Origin of the sequence: Streptomyces xantholiticus (assembly GCF_014651015.1) — a bacterium.
GTDB lineage: Bacteria > Actinomycetota > Actinomycetes > Streptomycetales > Streptomycetaceae > Streptomyces > Streptomyces xantholiticus.
Map to the genome: position 1 here is coordinate 12,328 of NZ_BMWB01000001.1, position 18,132 is coordinate 30,459.

Genomic DNA, 18,132 nt, shown 5'->3' on the forward strand with positions numbered 1-18,132 from the left:
AACGCCGGTCCGTCACAGCGCCCTCAGCCCCTCGATGACCTCCCTGAGGATCCGCTCGTCCGGCAGCTGCGCAGGCGGCACGGGCAGGCTCACCTTCACGTACCCGGCTTCGAGCAGGTCGCCGAGCAGCACCCGTACGACGCCGACGGGCAGGTCGGCATCGGCGGCGAGTTCCGCCACGGACTGCGTCTCGCACCGGCACAGGGACAACAGCACCCGGTGCTCGGGGCCGAGCAGGGACTCGTCGCCGGGCTCCGGGGCGTCGCTGTCCACGACGACGAGGGCGATGAGGTCGAACCGCACGTTGCTCGGCCCCGGTTTCGTCCGCCCGCCGGTCATCGCGTACGGCCGCACCAGCGGACCGGCGGCCGCGTCGTACCACTGGCTGCCGGTGGGGCCGGTGCCGCCGGGCCCGATGCCTGTGCCGCTCATGTCGCGTCGACGCGCGGTGGAGTGCACAGGTGTTCGCCGACGCGTTTGACGAGGCGGGCCATCTCGTAGGCCACCAGGCCGATGTCGGCGGTGGCCGAAGTGAGTACGGCGAGGCAGGACCCGTCGCCGGCGGCGGCCACGAACAGGAACCCGTCGTCCATCTCGACCATCGTCTGGCGTACGCATCCGGCGCTGAAGTGGCGTCCCGCGCCCTTGGCCAGGCTGTGGAAGCCCGATGCCACGGCGGCCAGGTGCTCGGCGTCCCCACGGCTCAGGGCACGGGACGCGCCCACCGGCAGGCCGTCGCCCGACAGCACGACCGCGTGCCGTACCTCGCGGGCGCGCTGTACGAGATCGTCCAGCAGCCAGTCGAGGTCGCCGAACCGGAAGGGGGCAGCGGCCGTCTCGTGCTCGGTCATGCGTGATCTCCTTGTGTGCCTGGTGCGGTCGGGCCCGGTGCGCTGCCGCCACCCCTGGTCCAGCCGTTGCGGTACGCGGTCATCCGGTCCCGGACCAGTTCGGGGGTACGAGTCGCGGCGCCGCCGTCCGCTGCCGCCGCGTTGCGGGGCTCCACGCGGCCGGGCGCTTCGCGCAACTGGGGGACGAGGTGGGACTGCCGCACGCGACGCGGGAGTTCGCCTTCGCCGGCCTGAGAGGGCGTCTCCCGCAGCCGCAGCGCCCGCAGGGTGGGGGGCGCCGCCGGGGCGGGAGGGGACCCGATGGCGGGCCGGTCGCCCCGGACGAGACCCGGTGCCGGAGCGGCGGGGCTCGCGGGGGAGGGGCGCGGCGGCGCCTCCTCCCTGCCGGTCGGGCGCAGTGTCCGGGCGGCGTCGTGGGCGTCGTCGGCGGCCGGCAGGGCGCTCTGCAGCAGCGCGGTGGGCAGCAGGATCACGGCGGTGCTGCCACCGTAGGGCGAGGCGCGGAGGTGGACCTTGATGCCGTGGCGGGCGGCGAGCCGGCTGACGACGAACAAGCCGAGCCGGTCGCTGTCGAGCAGGTCGAGGGCTTCGGACTCCTCGAGTCGGCGGTTGGCCTCCGCAAGGGCGTCCTTGCCCATGCCGAGCCCGCGGTCCTCGACCTCCAGGACGTAGCCGTTGCCGACGGGCTCGCCGTTGACCCGGACCTTGGTGTGCGGAGGGGAGAACTGGGCTGCATTCTCCACCAGTTCGGCCAGCAGGTGGGTGATGTCGGCGACGGCGGCGCCGGTGACGGCCGTCTGAGGCAGTCGGCGGACCTCGACGCGTGCGTAGTCCTCGATCTCGGACACCGCGGCCCGCACGACGGTGGTCAGGGGCACCGGCCTGCTCCAGGCCCGGCCGGGGGCGGCACCGGAGAGAATGATCAGGCTCTCCGCGTGGCGGCGCATCCGGGTGGTGAGGTGGTCGAGCCGGAAGAGGTCGCCCAGCTCGCTCGGGTCGTCGGCGCGCCGTTCCATGGCATCGAGCAGGGTGAGCTGGCGGTGGACGAGGGTCTGGCTGCGGCGGGCGAGGTTGACGAAGACGCCGGAGATGCCGCCGGCCAGTTCGGCGCGTTCGACGGCGGCGCCAAGGGCTGCACGGTGCACGGTGCCCAGCGCCTCCGAGACCTGTCCGATCTCGTCCTCCGCCGGAGTTCCGGGCGGGGCTTCGGTGTGGATGTCGATCTGCTCGCCGGTGCGCAGCCGGCGCATGGCGTGGGGCAGTTTGCGCCGGGCGATCTCCAGTGCGCTGTTGCGCAGCACGACGAGTTCGACGACGAGGGCGCGTCCGATGCGGACGGAGATGACGAGCGACGCGGCGACGGCGACGAGGCCGAGGAGGACGGCGGCTCCCGCGACGGTGAGGACGCCTCCGCCGAGTGGGTCGGACCGGTCGGCGGCGCTGCGGCGGGCCTGCGTGGCGATGTCGCGCATCCCTTCGGCGACGGCGGCGTACGCCGGGTCCCAGGCGCCGGCCGCGACGGCCGTCGCGGCCCTGCGGCCCCCAGGGGCGGCCAGCAACCGGTCCTCGGCCGCGCGCACTTGACGGTGGGCGGGCTGTGCGGTGAGTTCGCGCCAGGCCACCCGCTCGGGGCCGCGCAGGTCCGCGGCGGCTCCTTCGGCGAGTGCGGTGCGCGTGGCGACGGCTCCGGTGAGCGTCCGCAGCCGCTCCTCGTCGAAGGTTCCGGTGATCCGTGCGGAGGTCACCAGGACGTCCTCGCGGGCCAGCATCTCGCCGGCCCTGGTGAACTCGAGCAGTACCCGGGCGTCCGAGCCCGGCCCGTAGTCCTGTACGCCGGCGACGGCGCCGGTCACGTCGAGCGCGGCGGCGACGGCGTCGGTGTAGGCCCCGTAGGCACTGTCCCAGTCGGCTTTGCCGTCGAGGACAGCACTGCGCACTGCTCCCAGCTCTCCGGCCTGCGAGACGAACCGGTCGAGGCGCTGCGCCACGGCGCGGGGCATGTCACCGCCGTCGGCGACAGTGTGTCCCTCGTCGAGGCTCAGCCGGCCGACAGCGTCGTCGGTGCGGCGGGCTTCGAGCCGGAGGGCGGCCTCCCGCTCGCCGGAGGGGTCGGCCACTTGGTGCAGGGCGGCCCGCCGTTCGACCTGGAGCGCGGTCACGGCCGTGGCGAGCGGGGACGTCACCTCCTCCTCGATGCGCTGGGTCTGGCGCAGCCGGGCCATGTCCTGGGCGGTGGCGACGGTGGCGAATCCCCACAGGGCCAGCAGCGAGAGGACGGGGACCATGAGGAGCGAGATGATCTTCGCCCGTACGGTCCTTGGACGAAACGGCAGGCGCCGGCGGAACTGCGGCTGCGGGGGCGGCTCCGGGCGCGGTTCGTGCCCGGTGTGCCCGGTGTGCTCGACGGCCGGCGGTCCGGCATGCGCGCGGCGTCCGCGGACCGCCCGCCCGGTCGGCGGGGGCGGGAGCGGCGTCTCGCCGCCAGGGGTCGTACGGGGTGTGCGCATGGGCTCCTCGTTCCGGATACGGCTGGGGCGGCAGCGTCGCCCGGACTGGTCCAGGGCCTGTCGGGCGGATCACGGCCGGGTCGCCCCTGGGCCGGGGTCGCCGGACAGGTCTCAGGCGGTGGCGGTGTTCCTGGCGGGCCGGGCGGCGGCAGCCTCCTCTGTCCGCCCGGCCGAGGTGTAGGCGGCGCGTTCCCCGGCCGTGGGGGACAGCGCGACGAAGGCGGAGGTGACGAAGAGGTAGGAGCCGAGGCCGACGGCGAGAGGGAAGATGAACTGCATTGCGGTGGCTCCGGTCAGCTGTCCGTCGGCCGGGGTGACGTCGACGGCGACGGCGAGCATTCCCGTGTAGTGCATGCTGCTGACGGCCGCCCCCATGACGAGTGAGGCGACGGCCACCGCGACGGGTGACTTGATGTTGAGCGCCGCCCACAGCGCCGCGGTCGCGGCGACCACCGCGATCGCGACGGACAGCGCCACGAGAAGCGGGTCGTAGTGCACGGTGCCGTGCAGCCGCAGTGCGGCCATGCCGAGGTAGTGCATGCTGGCGACGCCGAGCCCGGTGGACAGGCCGCCGATCAGCAGCGCCCCGACGCGGTCGCGGCCGTAGCCGACACAGAACACGCCGGCTCCCACGACGAGCATGGCGACGACGAGGCTGAGAATGGTCAGCGGCACGTTGTAGCGGATGTCGGTGCCGCGTACGGCGAAGCCGAGCATGGCGACGAAGTGCATCGTCCAGATGCCGGTGCCGATGGCGGACGCGGCGGTGATCAGCCAGTTGCGCCGGGATCGGCCGGTGGCCGAGAGGGCGCGTACGGTGCAGCGCAGCCCGAGGGCGGCACCGGCGACAGCCATCACGTACGACAGCGCGGGTGTCAGCAGGCCGAAGGCGGCGTGGTCCAGATGTCCCATGGCTCAGGGACGCTAGACCCGAGGGGGGCGCATGTTTGGGGCGCAGTTCGAAAGCTGCTGGAACATGACAGAGAGATGTTTCTGAACGATCGTGCCGCGCTCGAACGTGTGCGCACTGCGCTCATGTCCCGCGGTCTGCCGGTGGCTCGGGACGGCGGCCCTGACGCATCGGGCTCCCATGGCGGATCATGGTGTCCATGGCCGACGATCACACACACGACCACACCCGCGTGCGGGAGTTCTTCGGCGCCCGGGCCGCGGACTGGGACAGCCGCTTCCCGGACGACGGGCCGGCCTATGCCGCCGCTGTCGGCGAAGTGGGGCTTCGCGCCGGGGACACGGTGCTCGACGCGGGCTGCGGCACAGGACGTGCCCTTGAGCCGCTCCGGTCGGCCGTGGGTCCGGCCGGTACGGTCCTCGGCGTCGACCTGACGCCAGAGATGCTGCGCGCGGCCCGGCTCGCCGGGCGTGATCGCAGCGGCCTGCTGCTGCTCGCCGATGTGGGCCGGCTGCCGCTGCGCACGGGTTCTCTCGACGTGGTCTTCGGCGCAGGGCTGATCTCCCATCTGCCCGAGCCGGCCGAGAACCTCCGCGAACTGGCCCGGGTGGTACGACCGGGCGGCCGGCTGGCACTGTTCCACCCGGTCGGCCGCGCCGCGCTCGCCGCACGCCAGGGACGCGAGATCACCGCGGACGATCTGCGGGCCGAGCCCAATCTGCGTGCCATGCTTTCCCGTTCGGGCTGGCAGATGATCTCCTACGTCGACGAGGACGACCGGTTCCTGGCGCTGGCGGTGCGGCAGGAGGGGGCGGCGGAGGGCTGATCAGCGCGGCCACCAGGCCGGGTCTGCGGTCCGGTCCGCGAGACGGCGCCGCCCATGCCGTGGCGACGATCTCGGAGGGACCGGTGCCCTCCCTCCTCGAGGACGGCGGCGAGGGCCCCCGCGTGGTCCTCGAGGGCGTAGCGAAAATCTGCGGGCCGGTCGCTGATCCCGTGGCCAGCAGGTCCGAGGAGTCGGACGACCCCTTCCGGCAGGGCATCCTCACCGTCGGCCGGGCGACGACGGCCGGGCTCGCCCCGACTGCCCGAGACCCTCGGCGCATTCGGCGAGGGAGTCCGGCAGGCGAGAACGTCCGAGGCACTCTCGTCACCGTTCGAACGCGGTGCGAAAATGGAACACTTCACATGTCGGCGTGTCCGCCGCCCCGGAGAAGGTGGTCCCTGTGCTCGCTCGACTCCGCAGCTTCCTCGCCTCCCGCCCCTCCCGGTCGCAGGCGCGCGAGCACTCACGGCAGCACAACATCTTCGAGGCCGCCGCGACGTATGTGACGGCGGCGATCGAGGACGACGACGACCGGCTCGACGAGGCGGCCGGCTGGGTAGCCCCCGAGGCGCTCATGTTCGGCATCAATGAGCTCGCCTGCCGCGCGGTGACCGAGCTGGCCCGGGAGCGGAACGAACCCGTGGAGGTCGTCGCACGCCGGCTCCTCGGTCTCCCACGAGCAGAACGGGCCGGTTCGAATTAGCGGCCTTCCACCCTCGACGTGCGGGTTACCCACTGGTTAAGGTGCGCCGACTGGTTAAGGTGCGCCGACGACCGATGGGAAAGGGAGGTTGCCGTGGCCGGGGCGGAAGACACCGTCGACGACGACTCGCTGTACGTGCTGACCGCGGTGCTGCTCACGCCGGCGCGGTTCCCGAGCGTGCTCGGCGACGACTACCCGGCCGCCTGCGAGGCACTGGCCCTCGAGCCGTACGCCGAGGGCTACGGGCTGGTCCTCGGGCAGGACTGCGACGGGGCGCGCTGGACCGTCGTGGTCGACGACGTGTCGCTCGTCGCCGTCGCCATCGCCTCGTGGGACTGCGGGATGGACTACGACCTCTCCCCCGACGAGCGCAGCGTCGTCGCGGCGCTGCCCGGCTGGCCGCTGGCCGTCGCGGTCGCCGCGCCCGGGGTGCCCGCGCCCCACGACCCCGTCCCCGAGGAGGGCGACCGGGCGCCGCTCGCCCCGCCCGACTGCGACACCTGGGGTCCGGCGCAGCGCCGGCTCGGCGCGGACGAGGTGGCACTGCAGTGGGCGCAGTGGCGGGAACAGATCAACGACGGGGAGGCGGGGATCGCCTCGGACACGCCGGAGGAGAAGCGCAAGAAGCCGCGCGAGGCTGTCCGCCGCGCTCTCGAGGCGGCCAAGGCGTACGTGGAGTCGGCCCCGCCGCCGGGCCGGGTGCGCTCGTCCTTCGCCTCGGACGGGGCCAGGATGCTGCGCGCGGACGGGCCCGGCTGGTCGCTGGTGGCCAGGACCGACGACATCGCCTTCCTGCTGCTGGACGAGGAGCCGGGCGAGGTGGTGGCGGTCGGGCGCGGCCCGGAGCTGCCGGGCCTGCTGGAGGCGCTGGAAAAGGTGGCGGTCCACCCCTCCTGAGCCACGCGGCCCGGCGACACGGCCGAGTACGGCCCCGGGCACGCGGGGCCGTACGACGGGGACCGGGTCAACCGGCCGCCGGTGCGGCGGTCAGCGGCCGATCTCCTTCCGGGACACGCGCCGCAGCCTGCGGCGCTGACTCGGGTCGAGCATCAGATACGCAACCGCCGGCACACCGAGCACCACCAGCAGCGACAGCCAGAACCCGATCAGCGGCATCAGGAGAAGGCCGACGGCCACTCCCCCGACAACGATCTTTGTGCGTGTCGACATTTCCGACGCCTCCTCCGCGGCCGTGGCCGCTCCTGCTGTGAGAACGTGCGCACTCGCCCCTGGGTTCCACTATGCGGCGGTGCGCAGCGGTTTGCCGACCTCGTGCAGATGGGCGAGGGCCTGCCGGTACGACTCGACAGGTCCGGTCTCCGTGTACGGGATGCCCAGTGTGCGGCAGTGGGCGCGCACCAGCGGCTGGGCGAGCCGCAGGTGCGGCCGCGGCATGCTCGGGAACAGGTGGTGCTCGATCTGGTAGTTGAGGCCGCCGAGGAGCCAGTCCGTGACGTGGCCGCCGCGGACGTTGCGGGAGGTCAGGACCTGTCGGCGCAGATGGCCCCAGTTCTTCCCGGTCTCCTCGTCCGGCATCTCCATCCCCTTGTGGTTCGGGGCGAAGGCCATGCCCAGGTGGAGACCCAGGACCATCTGGTGCACGAGCGCGAAGAGCACTGCCTGCCCGACGGGCATGGAGACCAGCAGCAGGGTTCCGTACGCGGCGACGTGCGCGAGGAGCAGCGCGCCCTCGACGACTCGCTCCCCGCGCGACTGGCGAGAGCCGCCGCTGCGGGAGAAGACGGCCCGGAAGCCGTAGACCTTGAGTGCGATGCCCTCCAGCGTGGTCAGCGGGAAGAACAACCACGCCTGGTGACGGGTGAGCCAGCCGCGCAGTCCGGCGCGGCCGGACACGTGCTTCTCACTGAAGACCAGGACTTCGGCCGAGACGTCGGGGTCCTTCTCGATGTGGTTGGGGTTGGCGTGGTGCCGGTTGTGCTTGTCGTTCCACCACTCCTGGCTCATCCCGAGCAGCAGGTTGGCATGGACCAGCTGAAGCATCCGGTTGGTGCGGCGGTCCGCCGCGATCTGCACATGTCCTGCGTCGTGGCCGAAGAAGGCGGCGCGGGTGGAGAAGAGGGCCAGCAGCGGCGCGAGGAGCAGCACCCACCAGGAGCCGCCGGTCAGCGCCACGCCGGTGACGACGGCGGCGAGAGCCGCCAGGTTCCCGATCATGCCGCGGGCGTACCATCCGGTACGGCGCTCCAGCAGCCCCTGTGCCCTGACGGTCCGCAGCAGCGGTGCGAATTCGCTGCCGGCCTGACGGGCGGCAGCGGTGGGGGGCGGGGCGAGGACGGCGGTGCCCTGAGGCATAGGGGGTCTCCGGTCTGTGGACGACGGGTGTGCCGGATGCGCGCGAGCGCGGATGACGACGGGTGCGCCGGATGCGCGACCTGTCCGACTGCTCCGGCCTGACAAACGTATGGACCGGGGGCCCTTCGGGGCGATGACGCCAGCACCCGGGACCCGGCGGGGGCAATCCCGCTCCCCGGGGGTGGCGCTGGCTGCACCTTCGACGGTACGGCAGTCGGAGCGCAGCAGCGGAGTGAGCCATGTCACCGGGCCCGGGCCGCCGCACCGCGGAACGGTGCTGTACCCTCGGCGCTTCGGTCCCCGCAGTAGTCAAATTTGAGGACACGTCATCGCTGTGCATCCCGACCTGCCCGCGCTCTCCGCACTCACCCACTGCTCGGCCGTCTTCATCCCGGGTGATCCCTCCCGTACAGGCCACGTCGCGTTCTGGAACCCGCACGGTGGCGCGCTCCCCGTCACCGGCGACGCGCTGCACCCCCTGACCGTCGTCACGGCCGATGTCCGCACCGCCGAAGTGCCCGCGCTGCTGCTGCCCGTACGGGACGCGCTGCCGGTCCTGACCCGGGCCCGCGCCGCCGCCACCGACGCCTCCCGTTCGGCGGCGTTCTGGGGGGCGGCCGCCCTGCTCGCGCTCCAACTGGCCGCACGCGGCCTGCTGTTGCCCGGACTGAGCCCCACCGACATGGACGCCTGGCGGATCGGTCCCCTGGCACCGGAGGACCTGGAGGGCCTGCGCATGCTGGCGGCCTCCATGCCGCCCGCTGCCCACGCTGTGCCGCTGGACAAGGCGGCCAGGACGCTGTTGCTGCCCGAACCGGAGCATCTGCTGCACCAGTTCCTCGACGCGGTCGCGGACGGACTGCCACGCTCGCCGGCCGCCCCCGTCGCCGCCGGGGGGCGGGCTTTCGCCGCTTGGGAACCGCAGCATCTACCGGGCCTGCGGGCCTGGGCCACGGACATCGCCGCCGGTTACGACGCGGGGGTGCGGCTCTCGCTCAGGGTCGAACTGCCGGGCCTCGAGCGGGCCGGTACGGCGGACGAGGCGCCCGCGTTCCGTGCGGTGCTGCAGATCCACAGCGTCAGCGACCCTGCGCTCGTCGCCGATGCCGCCGACGTGTGGGCCCAGGCACCAGCCGCCGGTTTCGGGCCGCGTGCCCGGCTGGACGCCCTCCTCGCGCTGCGCCGCGCGGCCCAGGCCTGGCCGGCGCTGACGCCCCTGCTCCAGGCCGCCGTGCCCGACGCCGTCGAACTGGCCGACGAGGACGTCACGGAGTTGCTGGGCGACGCGTCACGCGCGCTCGCGGCCACCGGCGTACAGGTGCACTGGCCGCGGCAGCTCGCCCGCAAGCTGACCGCGCGGGCCGTGATCGGCCCTTTGGACCAGAACTCCGTCCGGGGCGAGCGGTCGTCGGGGCTCGGGTCCTTCCTGTCCGCCGACGCTCTGCTCTCCTTCGACTGGCGTTTCGCACTGGGCGGGAGACGGCTCACCCGGGCGGAGCTGGACCAACTGGCCGAGGCGGGCCGGCCGGTGGTGCGGCTGCGTGACGAGTGGGTGCTCGTGGACCCGGCCGAGGCGCGGCGCGCCCGGGAGAGCCAGGACCGCAAGATGTCCCCCGCCGACGCGCTCGGCGCCCTCCTGACCGGCTCCACGGAAGTGGACGGCCGTACGGTCGAGGTGGAGGCGTCCGGCGCGCTCGAGCGCCTGCGCGAGCGGCTCGCCGACCCGGAAGCCGGGCCGCAGGAGTTCGCGCAGCCGGCGGCGCTCGCGGCGAGCCTGCGCGACTACCAACTGCGCGGTATGAACTGGCTCCACCGGATGACGTCCCTCGGCCTCGGCGGCTGCCTCGCCGACGACATGGGGCTCGGCAAGACCATCACGCTCATCGCTCTCCATCTGCACCGGCAGGCCGACGCCTCGGCCGCCGGTCCCACCCTCGTGGTATGCCCGACGTCGCTGATGGGCAACTGGCAGCGCGAGGTCGAGAAGTTCGCCCCGGGCACCTTCGTACGGCGCTTCCACGGCGCCGCCCGGTCCCTGGAGGAGCTCGCCGACGGCGAGTTCGTACTGACGACGTACGGCACGATGCGGCTGGACGCGGCACGGCTCGCCGAGGTTCCCTGGGGCATGGTGGTCGCCGACGAGGCGCAGCACGTCAAGAACCCTCACTCGGCGACCGCGCGGCAACTGCGCACCATAGGTGCGAAGGCGCGGGTGGCCCTGACCGGGACGCCCGTGGAGAACAACCTGTCCGAGCTGTGGGCGATCCTCGACTGGACCACGCCCGGACTGCTCGGGCGACTCGGCACCTTCCGCAGCCGCTACGCCCAGGCGGTCGAGGGTGGCACGGACCCTGCGGCCGCCCGGCGACTGGCCGCGCTGGTCCGGCCGTTCCTGCTGCGCAGGCGCAAGTCCGACCCGGGCATCGCGCCCGAACTGCCGCCCAAGACCGAGACCGACCGGGCCGTTTCGCTGACGCCCGAGCAGACGGGTCTGTACGAGGCGGTGGTGCGTGAGACCCTCGCCGCGATCTCGGAGGCGGACGGCATGGAGCGGCGGGGCCTGGTGGTGAAGCTGCTCACCTCGCTCAAGCAGATCTGCAACCATCCGGCGCAGTATCTCAAGGAGGAACGGCCCCGCATCGCGGACCGCTCGGGCAAGCTCGAACTGCTCGACGAGCTGCTGGACATCATCCTGGCCGAGGGCGCGAGCGTGCTGGTCTTCACCCAATACGTGCAGATGGCACGGCTGCTCGAGGAGCACCTCGCCGGGCGCGGGGTGCGGACGCAGTTCCTGCACGGCGGCACGCCGGTGCCGGAGCGCGAGGCGATGGTGGGTCGCTTCCAGAACGGCGAAGTCCCCGTTTTCCTCCTGTCGTTGAAGGCCGCGGGCACCGGCCTGAACCTGACCAGGGCAGAGCACGTGGTGCACTTCGACCGGTGGTGGAACCCGGCCGTGGAGGCGCAGGCCACCGACCGCGCCCACCGCATCGGGCAGGACCGTCCGGTGCAGGTCCACCGGCTGATCGCCGAGGGCACGATCGAGGACCGGATCGCGCGGATGCTGGAACGCAAGAAGGACCTGGCCGACTCGGTGCTCGGTTCCGGCGAGACGGCCCTGACCGAACTGACCGACGACGAACTGGCCGAGCTGGTGGAACTGCGAGGAGCCGGACGATGAACGCACCCGACGGACCGGACCCGCTCGAGCGGACCTTCGCCGCACTCCCGCCCGCCCACGGCAGGGGCTTCGCGCAGACCTGGTGGGGCCAGGCGTGGATCAAGGCCCTGCAGGACACGGCACTCGACGGCGAGCAGCTCAGGAACGGCCGCCGGCACGCACGCCAGGGCGCGGTCGGGGCTGTCTCCGTCCGCCCCGGACGGATCACCGCGGTGGTAACGGACCGCGACGGCACCGCGTACCGCAGCGATGTGCTGCTCCAGGAGCTGGGCGACCAGGCCTGGGAGCGGTTCGTGGAGATGGCCACCGACCGGGCGGGGCACATCGCGGCGCTGCTCGACCGGGACATGCCGCCGCATCTGGTGGAGGACGCCGCCGCGGCCGGTGTGGAACTGCTTCCCGGCGTCGGAGACCTTGAGCCCGAGTGCAGCTGCGAGGCCTGGGACCACTGCCCGCACACGGCGGCGCTGTGCTACCAGGTCGCGCGTCTGCTGGACCGGGACCCGTTCGTGCTGCTGCTCGTGCGCGGACGCGGAGAGCGCCGCCTGCTGGACGAACTGCAACTGCGGAGCGTGGCACGGGCGAAGGAGCCCGCGCACGACGAAGCACCGGCACGGGGCGCGGTGCGCGCGGAGGAGGCGTTCGGGGCGATCGACATCCTGCCGCCGCTGCCCGCTCCGCCCCCGCTGCCCGACGAGCCGGGACCGGCGCCCGCACTCGACAGCGAGGCGCCTTCGGTGGAGGGAATCGACACCGCAGCACTGGAGTTCCTCGTATCGGACGCGGCGGCACGCGCACGTCTCCTGCTGGCACAGGCGCTCGCCCCCGGACATGACGGGCAGCCACCGCAACCGGTGCCGGCCCTCGACCAGGACGCGGTACGGATGGCCGCGTCGGTGCCGGGCCCGGTGATCGCCGGCCGGCTCGCGGCGGGGACGGCCAGGACGCGCGCAGGTCTCGATCTGGCGGTCCGCGCGTGGCGGTACGGCGGAGCCGCCGGGCAGGCGGTGCTGGAGGAGGACTTCGTACCCGACCCGGAGCAGCAGGCGCGGGCTGTGCGCGCGCTCGACGCCGCCTGGGCGGAGGCGGCGGAGGCGGACCGGCCACGGCTGCGTCCCGCGGGGCCGGCCCGCTGGACGGTGCTCGGTGCCGGGGCGCAACTGCGCCTGGACCCGGACGGGCAGTGGTGGCCCTTCCGCAAGGAACGGGGCGTGTGGGCACCTGCAGGACCGGCTTCTTCCGATCCGGCCGAGGCACTGGCGGGCGCGCCGGACGATACGGCGTGACCGCAGGGGTTACGGGCAGAAGGCCGCGCTCACCGCCCCGGTCTGCGACCGGTACGGCATCCTCAACGGCCGGGCGCAGATCATCGCCCACTCCGAGGTGCCCGGCGCCACCCGCGCCGACCCCGGTCCCTACCGGGACCGGGTGCGCTGCGTCTCTCCGGTGAACCTCTCGTGACGCCGGGCCGGCCGGTGCCCGGGGCCGGGCGTCAGCGGCCGGCCATGGGCGACATCCGGGCGAACGCCTGCGCCCTCGCCGCTTCCAACAGGGCGAGCAGCACCGTCTTGCTGGAGTTGCGGTCGCGGACGTCACACAGGATGACGGGTGTGCTGGGGTCCAGCGCCAGCGCGGAGCGGACGTCCTGGCTGGTGGACTCCCGCCGGCCGTCGAAGCAGTTGACGCCCACGGCGAAGGGAATCTGGCGCTCCTCGAAGAAGTCCACCGAGGCGAAGGAGGCGTCCAGCCTCCGGGTGTCGGCGAGGACCACGGCTCCCAGCGCGCCCAGGGCCAGGTCGTCCCACATGAACCAGAAGCGGTCCTGACCGGGGGTGCCGAACAGATAGAGAACCAACTGGGGGGAGATGGTGATCCGGCCGAAGTCCATCGCGACGGTGGTCGAGGTCTTGCCTTCCACACCCGCCAGATCGTCGATCCCGAAGCTGGCCTCGGTGATGCGCTCCTCGGTCTCCAGCGGAGGCACCTCGCTCACCGAACCGACCATGGTGGTCTTGCCCACGCCGAAGCCGCCCGCGACAAGGATCTTCAGAGCGGTCGGCATGACCGGCTCAGAGCTGGCGGATAGCATCCATCACCCTTTCGATGAGTTCCACGCTCGGCTTCTCCGACTCGTCGGGCGGGGACTGGACCAGGATCAACGAGGAGTTCAGCAGGTCCCCGCAGAGAACTTTCACCACGCTCACCGGCAGATCCAGGTGGGCGGCGATCTCGGCCACCGCCACCGCGCGATCCCGGCAGAGCTCCAGGATCTCGGCGGACTCCGGCTCCAACGGCCCGTGCCCGACGTCGTCCAGGGACCGGGTGACGACCAGCGTGATCAGCGCGAAGGCGTGCTGGCTGTGGCGGGTGCGGCCGCCGGTGATGGCGTACGGCCGGACATGGCGTCCGGCCCCCTCTTCGTCGAACCACGGCGCCTCAGGCATCCTGGATGTGACCGTGGAATGAAGCCTGCACGCGGGGCGCGGCGCTGAGGTACTTGCCCACCTGCTTGACGAGCGTGCCCATCTCGAACGCCATCATCCCGACATCCACTTCCTCCGAGGCGATCGCCGCCAGCCTCGCTCCCCGGCCGGCCGCGGTGACGAACAGGAATGCCTTGTCCATCTGGATGACCGTCTGCTGGACCTCGCCGCCGTGGAAGTGGCGGGCGGCACCGCGGGCCAGGCTGTGCATGCCGGAACCGACCGCCGACAGGTGTTCCGCGTCGTCCCGGCCGAGGCCCCTCGATTTACCGATGAGGAGGCCGTCCCCGGACAGGACGATGGCGCAGCGGATCTCCGGGATCTGCTCGACGAGGCTGTCCAGCAGCCAGTCCAGTTGGGGAGTGGCTCTTACCTGCTCAGTCATTACTGATCTTTCCCTCACAGTTAGTTGGGGCCGCGGTCAGGCGACTCTGCCTGCCCGTCGGCACCAGCCGACTCGTCGGTGTCGGAGATCCGGGCCCGCTTCATGCCCTGCTGGATGGCCATCATGGTGCGAGCCGAGTCGCCGGGGGAAAGGCCGCTGCTCTGGCCCTCGTCGTTCTCGGTCTGCTCCTGCGCCGCTTCCTTGCGCAGCTGCTGCGCGAGGCTCGCACCCCGGGTGCGTTGCGGAAGTACGCGCGGAGTCACCAGTGGCGCGGGCGCGGCCTGGGCGCCCCCGTACACGGCGTGCCCCGCAGGGCCGGCGTCGGGGGCGGGATGCTCCTGGGGCGGCGTCCACTCCGGCACCGGAGCCGGAGCGGGCATCGGCGCCGGGGCGGCGACAGGGCCGGGGGCAGGCGAGTGAGCTGATACGGCCGGCAACAGGCCTGCACCTCCGTACTCGGGGTATCCCTGAGGGTCGTGGATTCTGTCCCGCACGGCTGTGGCTGCTCCGGCGGACGCCATGGCGGGCGGCGGGACCGCGGCGTGGGCCGCGGGTTGGGCGGGAGCAACGGGTGGTGCGGGCTCGGCGGCCGCTGATTTGAGGTGCTCCATCAGCGGGGAGTCCTGCTCCTCCAGCAGCTCCGTCGGTACGAGCACGATGGCGAGGGTCCCGCCGTAGACGGACTCGCGCAGTTCAACCTTGATCTTGTGCCGCTCCGCGAGCCGGGCCACGACGAAATGGCCGAGTCGCGGGTCCTCGCCCAACGTCATCATGTCGAGCTTGGGCGGGTTCACCAAAAGCTGGTTGGCCCGGGCGCGGTGCTCCTCCGGCATACCGAGGCCGTGGTCCTCGACCTGGAGGGCCAGTCCCCTGGCGACCTTCGTCGCGCTGACGAACACCTGGGTGTCGGGCGGGGAGAAGTTGGTGCCGTTCTCGATGAGTTCCGCGAGCAGATGGGTGACGTCGGCGACGGCTCGGCCCGCGAGCGATATCCGACGTCCCGGCGAAAGGTTCTTCACCTTGACCCGGGTGTAGTGCTCGGTCTCCGCCACGGCGCTGCGCATCACGTCGGTGATGGACACCGGGGCGGTCATCCGCCGGGTGGGCGGGGAGCCGCCGAGGATCACCAGGTTCTCCGAGTGACGCCGCACGCGGGTGGCGAGGTGGTCGACCTTGAAGATGTCCTTCAGCAGGTCCGAGTCCTCGTGCTTGCGTTCGAGGTCGTCCAGGAGCGAGATGAGGCGGTGGATGAGGGTCTGGGTACGGCGGATGAGCTTGGCGAAGACCTTCTCCGAGCCCTCACGGCCGAGGGACTGCCGGACCGCGGTGTCCGCGGCGACGCGCGCCAGTTGGTCGATCGCCGCGTCGAGCCGTCCGAGCTCGTCGTCGGCGTGCTGCCCCTGGGCGGGGAGTGTGCCCGGCTCGACGGGTTCGCCCCGTTCGAGCCGGGCGAGTATCTGCGGCAGCCGGGTGCTCGCGAGGTCCTCGGTCCTGTGCTGCAGCTGCGCGAGGCGTGCGAGCACCGAGCGGCGTACGCGCAGGGCCAGCACCCCGACGACCGCCAGGGCGGCCGCGGTGCCGGCGCTGCCGAGTAGGGCGCCGAGCAGGAGGTCGTCGGCGCGGTCCGAGCCGATGCCGGCCAGGTCCTCGAGGAAGGCCGCGTTCAGCTCCTGAAGGTCCTTGACGACGCTGCCGGCGCCGTCCGGCCACGCCGTGGCCTTCTCGGGCAGCTCGCTGTCGCGGTCGGCGGCCACGGCGTCCTCGATCGACGCCAGCGCCGTCCACCGGGGGCTGTCGGTGATGCGCTCATAGGCGGCGGCGCCACCCACCGGCAGGTCGGGAGCGTTCAGGCCGTCGGCGGCCTCGCGACGGACGGCCGTGTACTGGCCGAACCGGATGCGGTCCGGGGCGGCCATCCGGCCGGACGGCAGCGCCCCGGAGATCATCGCGTCCTCACGCGAGAGCATCTCCGTGACCTGCACGAGGGAGGCCGCTGCGGCGACGGTGTTCGCCATGCTTCCGTCGCCGGCCCGGGTGGCCGCGGTGAGCAGGCCCGCGGCGCCGCCGATGGTGTCCGTGAAGTACTGGAAGGCGTCGGTGACGGAAAGGCCGCGCGCATCGATCGTCTTGCGCCGGTCGGACAGCTTGCCGATCGCCTGGTCCAGTTTCGCGGCGCGGCTCTTCAGCGCGGCGGTGTCCAGCCCGGAGGGCGGGACCCGGCGGTAGTCCTCGACCGCCGCGTCGGTCCTGCTCCTGGCGCTGTCCAGGACGGCGCGGGACTCAGGAGTGCGATCGGCCTGCCAGACAGCGGTGAGGCGGCGCTCGTCCTGAAGACTCGACAGCACACCGTGCGCGGGCTGTCCGACGGACACGACCCGGTCCACGTCGGCGCCGAGCCGGACCCGCTCGTCGACGAGCCCGGTCGCCGTGTAGCCCCACAGTCCGGTGAGGCACAGGGCCGGGACCACAAGGGGCACAGCGATCGACATGCGGAGAGATCTGCGAGGGGCGGACCTGTGAGTTGTCCGCTGTTCGCGGGTGCCTGGCATCTGATTCCTCATACGCAGCGAAACACACCACTCATGGCAGTAAGGGACGATTCAATGTCCAAGTAACCCCCACGCGCCACGTTCTGATGGGCCGTCATACGAGGCGTCGGGGCGGTTGAACCGTACCAGGATCATGCCGTACCTTCACCTGCGCCCTTCGGCGGAATTGATCTTGCGGTCCACGGTGGGCCGGCCCGGCCGTTGCACACGCCGCCGAGCAGGTCACAGGAGCGCCAGCAGCTTGGGGGTGTAGAGGGCGCCGACGCTCCCGATGCCGGCGACCATGTCGAAGTAGACGGACGTCAGTTCCGGGTCCTTGCTCACCGCGCGCAGCAGCGACAGGCGCTGTTCGTGGGGAGCCAGTTGTGCCGCCGACAGTGTGGCCTGATATCCCGGGGCGAGGGAGGTGTCGCGCTCTTCCGCGTAGCTCCGCAGCGCCTGGTCGAGCTTGTCGGGGTCACCGCCGAGCAGGCCGCCCACGTGCCGGGTCAGCGCTTCGGCCTGGAGGAACGCGTCGCTGATGCCGCGGGCGGTGATGGAGTCCTTGTGGTGGCCCGCGTCCCCGACCAGGGCCCAGCCGGAGCCGGTGGCCCTACGGAAGAAGTTCTGCTGGTCGCCGGTGCCGCGCAGCCGCTCGACGCGCCGTTTGCCGTCGAGCCGCTCGTACAGCGCCGGCGCCGTGGCCCGTATCTGCCGCAGATAGGCGGCGCGCGGGTCGGTGCGCACCTCCTCGAACCGTGCCTGCGGGAAGTAGGCCAGGACGAGCGTCGCCTCGTTGTTGGTGGGAACGGTGGCCACCCAGCTGCCGGGACTCTCGTACAGCTCCAAAGTGGCCGGCACGTCCTCCCAATAGCCGTAGTAGGCACAGGTCAGCCGTGGGTCCCGGACGGTGAAGCCCGCCTTGGCGAGTCTCGCGACGGTGGAGCGCATTCCGTCCGCGCCGATCACCAGGTGGGCCCGTTCGGTGAAGGAGCGGCCGTCGTGCCGGCCCTCCACGCCGACGACACGTCCGGCGTCGTCGTGCAGCAGGCGGGTCACGGAGCACCGCTCCCGGAAGTCGACGCCGGCGACGACGGCCGCGTCCGTCAGGACGGCGTCCAGGACGTGCCGGCGGGGAGCGTAACCGGCCCGCTGCCCCTCCACCCCCTGTGCGCAGCCTTCGAGGCGGATGTCGGCCACCTCGTAGACCGCGCGGTCCAGCGGCGGGCAACCGGTGGCGCGCACGGTCTCGAGCACCCCCCAGCGGGCGAGCGCTGCCACGCCGGGCTGGTGGATGAGATGGGTGGAGAGGGTGTCGGAGGGGAAGCCCGCCCGGTCCAGCATCAGCACCCGGTGCCCCGCGCGGGCGAGGAGCATGGCTGTGGGGGCTCCGGCGCAGCGCGCCCCTACCACGATGGCGTCGAACATCTACCTGCGTACCTCACAGA

Annotated in this window: 16 protein-coding genes; 5 read left to right on the forward strand and 11 right to left on the reverse strand. The window is 72.5% G+C overall.

Features of this window, described 5'->3' with window-relative positions; all coding sequences use genetic code 11:
• Positions 1–12: 12 nt before the first annotated feature.
• The 4 genes from IE198_RS00070 to IE198_RS00085 all read right to left on the reverse strand — a co-directional run bounded on the left by IE198_RS00070 (position 13) and on the right by IE198_RS00085 (position 4,270).
• The gene (locus IE198_RS00070) at positions 13–432 is read right to left on the reverse strand and encodes a DUF742 domain-containing protein (protein ID WP_189881361.1); all 420 of its coding nucleotides are present in this window, start codon (positions 430–432) and stop codon (positions 13–15) included.
• Entirely contained in the window at positions 429–851 is a 423-nt protein-coding gene (locus IE198_RS00075) for a roadblock/LC7 domain-containing protein (protein ID WP_189881363.1), read from the reverse strand. Before IE198_RS00075 ends, IE198_RS00070 begins: the two co-directional genes overlap by 4 nt.
• The gene (locus IE198_RS00080) at positions 848–3,358 is read right to left on the reverse strand and encodes a sensor histidine kinase (protein WP_189881365.1); all 2,511 of its coding nucleotides are present in this window, start codon (positions 3,356–3,358) and stop codon (positions 848–850) included. Before IE198_RS00080 ends, IE198_RS00075 begins: the two co-directional genes overlap by 4 nt.
• Before the next feature lie 111 nt (positions 3,359–3,469).
• Positions 3,470–4,270, reverse strand: a complete 801-nt coding sequence (locus tag IE198_RS00085) for an MHYT domain-containing protein (RefSeq protein ID WP_189881367.1) — start codon at positions 4,268–4,270, stop codon at positions 3,470–3,472.
• 197 nt (positions 4,271–4,467) lie between these two features.
• Here IE198_RS00085 and IE198_RS00090 point away from each other — a divergent pair, with 197 nt between their 5' ends.
• From IE198_RS00090 to IE198_RS00100, 3 genes are all read left to right on the forward strand, one after another.
• Positions 4,468–5,094, forward strand: a complete 627-nt coding sequence (locus tag IE198_RS00090) for a class I SAM-dependent methyltransferase (protein WP_189881369.1) — start codon at positions 4,468–4,470, stop codon at positions 5,092–5,094.
• A gap of 391 nt (positions 5,095–5,485) precedes the next feature.
• Positions 5,486–5,797 carry a hypothetical protein gene (locus IE198_RS00095; RefSeq protein ID WP_189882705.1) on the forward strand — a complete coding sequence of 104 codons (312 nt, stop codon included), beginning with the start codon at positions 5,486–5,488 and terminating at the stop codon, positions 5,795–5,797.
• 93 nt (positions 5,798–5,890) lie between these two features.
• A complete protein-coding gene (locus IE198_RS00100) occupies positions 5,891–6,694 on the forward strand; it encodes a hypothetical protein (protein ID WP_189881371.1) in 804 nt (267 codons plus the stop codon).
• A gap of 90 nt (positions 6,695–6,784) precedes the next feature.
• On the opposite strand, the gene IE198_RS00105 is transcribed toward IE198_RS00100, so the two are convergent.
• Both IE198_RS00105 and IE198_RS00110 read right to left on the reverse strand, forming a co-directional pair.
• A complete protein-coding gene (locus IE198_RS00105) occupies positions 6,785–6,967 on the reverse strand; it encodes a tail-anchor membrane protein (RefSeq protein ID WP_189881373.1) in 183 nt (60 codons plus the stop codon).
• 69 nt (positions 6,968–7,036) lie between these two features.
• Complete coding sequence (locus IE198_RS00110) at positions 7,037–8,110, reverse strand: fatty acid desaturase family protein (protein ID WP_189881375.1); 1,074 nt, start codon at positions 8,108–8,110, stop codon at positions 7,037–7,039.
• Between the two features lie 334 nt (positions 8,111–8,444).
• Between IE198_RS00110 and IE198_RS00115 the strand changes: the two genes are divergently transcribed.
• Positions 8,445–11,288, forward strand: coding sequence for an SCO1167/SCO6262 family helicase (locus IE198_RS00115; protein ID WP_373299724.1), 2,844 nt, complete (start codon positions 8,445–8,447; stop codon positions 11,286–11,288).
• Positions 11,285–12,574, forward strand: a complete 1,290-nt coding sequence (locus IE198_RS00120) for an SWIM zinc finger family protein (RefSeq protein WP_189881377.1) — start codon at positions 11,285–11,287, stop codon at positions 12,572–12,574. The genes IE198_RS00115 and IE198_RS00120 overlap by 4 nt, the downstream gene beginning before the upstream one ends.
• 206 nt (positions 12,575–12,780) lie before the next feature.
• On the opposite strand, the gene IE198_RS00125 is transcribed toward IE198_RS00120, so the two are convergent.
• From IE198_RS00125 to IE198_RS00145, 5 genes are all read right to left on the reverse strand, one after another.
• Positions 12,781–13,377, reverse strand: a complete 597-nt coding sequence (locus IE198_RS00125; protein ID WP_189881379.1) for a GTP-binding protein — start codon at positions 13,375–13,377, stop codon at positions 12,781–12,783.
• Positions 13,358–13,732 (reverse strand): DUF742 domain-containing protein, encoded by a 375-nt coding sequence (locus IE198_RS00130; RefSeq protein WP_189881380.1) that lies wholly within the window; start codon positions 13,730–13,732, stop codon positions 13,358–13,360. Before IE198_RS00130 ends, IE198_RS00125 begins: the two co-directional genes overlap by 20 nt.
• Positions 13,725–14,156 carry a roadblock/LC7 domain-containing protein gene (locus IE198_RS00135; protein ID WP_100110475.1) on the reverse strand — a complete coding sequence of 144 codons (432 nt, stop codon included), beginning with the start codon at positions 14,154–14,156 and terminating at the stop codon, positions 13,725–13,727. The genes IE198_RS00130 and IE198_RS00135 overlap by 8 nt, the downstream gene beginning before the upstream one ends.
• A 20-nt stretch (positions 14,157–14,176) precedes the next feature.
• Positions 14,177–16,645 (reverse strand): sensor histidine kinase, encoded by a 2,469-nt coding sequence (locus IE198_RS00140; RefSeq protein ID WP_189881382.1) that lies wholly within the window; start codon positions 16,643–16,645, stop codon positions 14,177–14,179.
• A 282-nt stretch (positions 16,646–16,927) separates the two neighbouring features.
• Entirely contained in the window at positions 16,928–18,112 is a 1,185-nt protein-coding gene (locus IE198_RS00145; protein WP_189881384.1) for an FAD-dependent oxidoreductase, read from the reverse strand.
• Between the last annotated feature and the right edge of the window lie 20 nt (positions 18,113–18,132).